The sequence below is a fragment of the Stieleria sp. genome, from assembly GCF_041595215.1.
GTDB lineage: Bacteria > Planctomycetota > Planctomycetia > Pirellulales > Pirellulaceae > Stieleria > Stieleria magnilauensis.
On sequence record NZ_JBFHKV010000748.1, the window covers coordinates 1 to 4,433 of the forward strand.

2 protein-coding genes are annotated in these 4,433 nt (G+C 59.6%); both read right to left on the reverse strand.

Annotation, left to right across the window (positions count from 1 at the left end):
- Nucleotides 1-263: 263 nt before the first annotated feature.
- Nucleotides 264-3,791 (reverse strand): protein kinase, encoded by a 3,528-nt coding sequence (locus ABX749_RS23580; protein WP_372898158.1) that lies wholly within the window; start codon nucleotides 3,789-3,791, stop codon nucleotides 264-266.
- Nucleotides 3,788-4,433, reverse strand: a 646-nt coding sequence (locus tag ABX749_RS23585) for an RNA polymerase sigma factor (RefSeq protein WP_372898159.1), incomplete at its 5' end; no start/stop codon positions are given. The genes ABX749_RS23585 and ABX749_RS23580, both read right to left, overlap by 4 nt.

A 4,433-nucleotide genomic window follows, 5' to 3' on the forward strand; every position in this document is an offset into this window, starting at 1 on the left:
CATCCCTCCGGGATACTCGGTTCGCGGCCGCTCTCCTTTGACACCAAACAGAGTAATGCTTGTGAGCGGCAGGACTCGCGCCCAATAGAGCTAAATCGACATTGATGCGCCGCCGCTCGCGCTGGCGCGAACCGGCTGATGTCAGTTGATGATCAGCCGTATGGCGCGCGAGCCTACGGGCCCTGCGCTGGTCAATACCGTGTCGATTTAGCGGTATTGGGCTTGCGCCCTGCCGCTAACACCTCGCAAAACGCGGGTTCAACCTACTTCGTCGCAGGACGTTCACCCTTTGATTCGGCGGCGTATCCTCGCGATGCGTCCCAGAGCACGATCTTGTTATCGCGCGGCGCGATGATCTTCTCGCCGTCTTCGCTCCAGTCGACCGCCCGCACTTCTCCGGATCCCACGGTTAACTTCAGCGTCCGTTGCAAACTGACAGGATCCCAGAGCAAAAGTGTCCCTCGGGCATCGATCGTCATCAGGCGACGATCACCCGGCCCCCACTTTAGCGCGTAGACCGTCTCAAATTGCTTGGGCAACTGAGCGATCTGGCGTAGGTCGGCCGCATCCAGGATTTTGATCAGGTTGTCAGTGGTGGAAACCGCCAGCTGTTTTCCTGAGCGACTCCAGGCGACATCGATGACCGAATCTTGCGGCTGATGCCACCGACGCGTCTGCTGAGTCTCAAAGTCCCACACCCGCAGCCCCGACCTGATTCCGCCGATCGCCAGTTCTTTCGCATCGGGACGCCAGGCGAGCGACCAGATGCTTCCCGGTTCCCGTTCAATCGTCCTGGTGCATGGCTGCAAATTCGGATCGAAAATCGATACCGATCCGTCATCGCCACCGACCGCGATCCATTTTCCATCCGGGCTCCAGTCGACGGCACGGAGTGTGGCGTCAGGTCGGACCTCACGCGTCGGCCATTCGAACTTGGAATCCCAGACCCGAAGCAGTCCCGGATCGTAAACGGTGCCAACGCCGCCGACGATGGCCAACCGGCGGCCATCGGGTGCGAAATCGATCGCTTTCAATCGGCAGCGACCGTGCTTCGCCTCGGCAAGCACATGCCAATCGTTCGTGTCACGCAGGATCAATTCTCCGACATCCGACGCCAAAGCGACACGGTCCGCGTCGGGACTGAGTCCGCAATAACTCACCGGGTGCGTTGTCGCCGGTAACTCTCGACGACATACCGCAGCTTCAGGTCGCCAACATTTGATCGCCCCGTCCATGCCGGTCGAAAAAAGATGCTCGCCAGTGGAATCCCACTGGAGGTTGAAGACGTGACGCTCGTGTCCGTGGAGAGTGCGAAGCAGCGTTCCGGTTTCCGACTGCCAGATTCGCACCGTTCCATCCCAGGAAGCCGTCGCCACACGCTGCCCGCTCGGGTGCCAGGCCGCCGCGGCGGCCGCGTGGGTGTGCGCCGTCATCGTCGTCACGATCTGCTGACGATTCCAATCCCAGAGTCTCACGACCCCGTCACGACCGCAAACGATGATTTCATTGGGGTTGGTCGGATGGAACTGTATTGCTCGCAGTTCGCCCCATGACTTGTTCGTTTCAAATCGTAATTGTTCCGCATCACGATCCCAGACCCTGGCCTGCTTCTTCGCCGGATATGCGAGCAGACGACTATCTTCGGACCAGTCGATTTGAAAAGTGAACTGGACGCTCCTGTTCAAGACGCCGGGCAATTCCTGGGCAACGTCGAACGTGTCGGCATCAAGCAGACAGTAATGGGGCACGGGGCCGGCGGAAGCGGGTGCCCTGCCGATTCTTGCCAGCCAGCGTCCATCAGGGCTCCACCGAAGTGCGTAAATCGTCAGCGGGCTTGGAGACTGATAGATCCGTTTCCATGTCGTGGTTTCGTAGACCGCGATCCCCGTCGAGCCGCCGACCGCGATGCGGTTTCTCGGACCGTCCCAGCTGACGCAATTCAACGGTCCTACGGGAGAATCAATTTGCCTGAGCACTTGACGAGATTGCAAATCCCAGATCAGTAATTGGGCGTCACGCCCCGCCGACGCCAATCGCTGTTGCGGACCGAGCGCCAACGCATGCACTTCGCTGTCGTGTCCGTCAAGGATGAAATCATGCTGGTTGCAAAACGCTTGGATGTAAAACCATTCCCATCCCCGTTGGTCGGGACGATGGTCTGTCGGCCGCCATTGGTCAAGCAGTTCCTGGGCACGCGCAAATCCACGGTGCTGATCCATTGAATTGGCGGCATTGATCATGCTCGCCGAATAGAGACTTCGGCTCGTGCGTTCCGATTCTCGTTCCGCTGTTTGGCGAGCGTTCTCGGCTTCGATGGTCGCTTGCCGGGATTGATCGAGGGCACCTTCAAGCTCGTGCAACAATTGTTCGTTCGCATTGGAGACCGACCGCGCCTGCTGGAACAACCGCCGCTGTTGTTCCTCCTGATCAAAATAGTAGATGGCCGCACCGCTGCTGGCCAAAGCGATCAGCAGCAACAGCGAGGCGACCGCGGCGAGCGACGCGGCGAGACCACGATTCTGTCTTGCCCATCGGCCGCAACGCTCGCCGAGCGTCGCACGACGGGCAAGAATCGGCTCATCGTTGAGAAACCGACGCAGATCTTCCCGCATCTTGCCGGCCGAGGCATACCGGTCTTCCGGTCTGCATTCCATCGCCTTCTCGATGATGGTTGCCAGATCTCTGGGGACTTGTCGGTTGACGCGGGACACGGGCAACGGTCGTCCCGTCGTCACCTGCTTGACCAGCTCTCGGCGATCCACCGCATCGAAAGCCGGGACCAAGGTTGCCATTTCGTAGAGTGTGATGCCCAACGAATAAACATCACTCCGGCCATCCGAACGGCCACTGAACGCCTCCGGCGGCATGTACCGAATCGTGCCCAGAATATCTCCCGAACGAGTCAATTTCCCATCGTCGTCATCAGCCTTGGCCAGTCCAAAATCGGTGATCCAAACATCGTTGTGATGGTCCAGGAGCAGGTTGCTCGGTTTGATGTCGCGGTGGGTGACGCCCTGCGTGTGGGCGTAATGGAGCGCATCACTGACCTGAAGTCCGATCCGCGCGACATTCCGCCAATACGGATCAATCGAGGAACCGGTACTTGAGCCGGTTCCACCCTGTGATCCCGATCTCGCTAGCGCGGCCCCGGACGAGTGCGAGCTCGGATTCTGGTCGGTCTGCTCCGACTCCTCGCCGCCACCGACGTGCTCCCATATCGAACGGTGGCCGATCTCGTCGGCCGATCGCCGTCCGATCGACTTCAGCTGATCGAGCACGTCGTCGAGCCCCTGGCCGACGATCAACTGCATCACGTAGTAGTGCACGCCTTCCGCTTCGCCTACACCGAAAACCGGCACGATGTTGGTGTGGTGAAGTCGTGCAGCCGCCTTGGCCTCACGCTCAAATCTTGTTCGTTGAGTCCCGCTCCAGGACGATTGCCGCGGCATCACCTTGATCGCGACGCGACGGCCGAGTGAAATTTGTTCGGCCTCGTAAACGATCCCCATTCCCCCGCGACCGATCTGACGAATGATCTGGTAGTCGCCCAGTCTCCGATCGACCATCGATTCGTCCGCTGCGGGAAGGTGGTCGGAATCTTCCTCCTCGTCGGAGAGCTTGACCTGTTCCATCACTGCCAGCGTGGGAAGCAAGTCGCGAAGTTCATCGGCAAACTCAGGGTGCTTGCTGACCAGCGTTTCAATGCTGGGGGCGCAACCGGCGCGACAATCACGGAGGAACTCGTCCGCGATTCGACCGATCAGCTCATCCCGCTGGTCAACTTCGCTCATTTCGAAAACACCTCCAATCCGCCCGGAAACTGCTCCAGCGATTTCCGCAGTCGGCGGACCGCACGCAAGTAACGGCCGTAAGCCGCCGTCGGGCTGATCCCCAGAATCTGTGCCACTTCGCCATTGGTCAGTTCTTCGAAATGACGCATCACCAACAACTCTCGGGCTCCGGGTTCCAGTTCGTTGATCGCATCCTGCACTCGCTGCCTCAATTCGATTCGCATCGCGGCCTGGCTGGCCGTCGTGAGCCGTCCCAACAGACGTTCGGCAAGTGTGATCGATTCCACGGATGGTAACTTGCCCCGGTGCAGTGAAATCTCTCGTCCCACATCGCGGGCCTGGGCACCCAAATGAAAGCGGTGGAGATCGACCAGCGTCTGCCCCGTTTCCAAGCGTAACCAGAGGAAGAACGGCAACTCCGGATGCTTCAAATACTTCGGAAGCTTTTTTTGGATTGTCAGAAACGTATCCTGTAGCACGTCGACCGGGTCGACCCTCCGCTGCAGACGCCGGTCCAAACGCAGGCGGATCATCACCAACAGCCGCTCACGGTGAGCGTCGAACAGCTGACCAACGGCCTCCTGATCACCGCCGGCCGCAGCATCGAACAACGATTCGTGTTCCTGATCCGCTGCCATCATC

Bases quoted from the DNA above. Each gene is read 5' to 3' on its own strand.
- ABX749_RS23580 (WP_372898158.1), bottom strand. From the start codon at position 3,791: ATGAGCGAAGTTGACCAGCGGGATGAGCTGATCGGTCGAATCGCGGAC.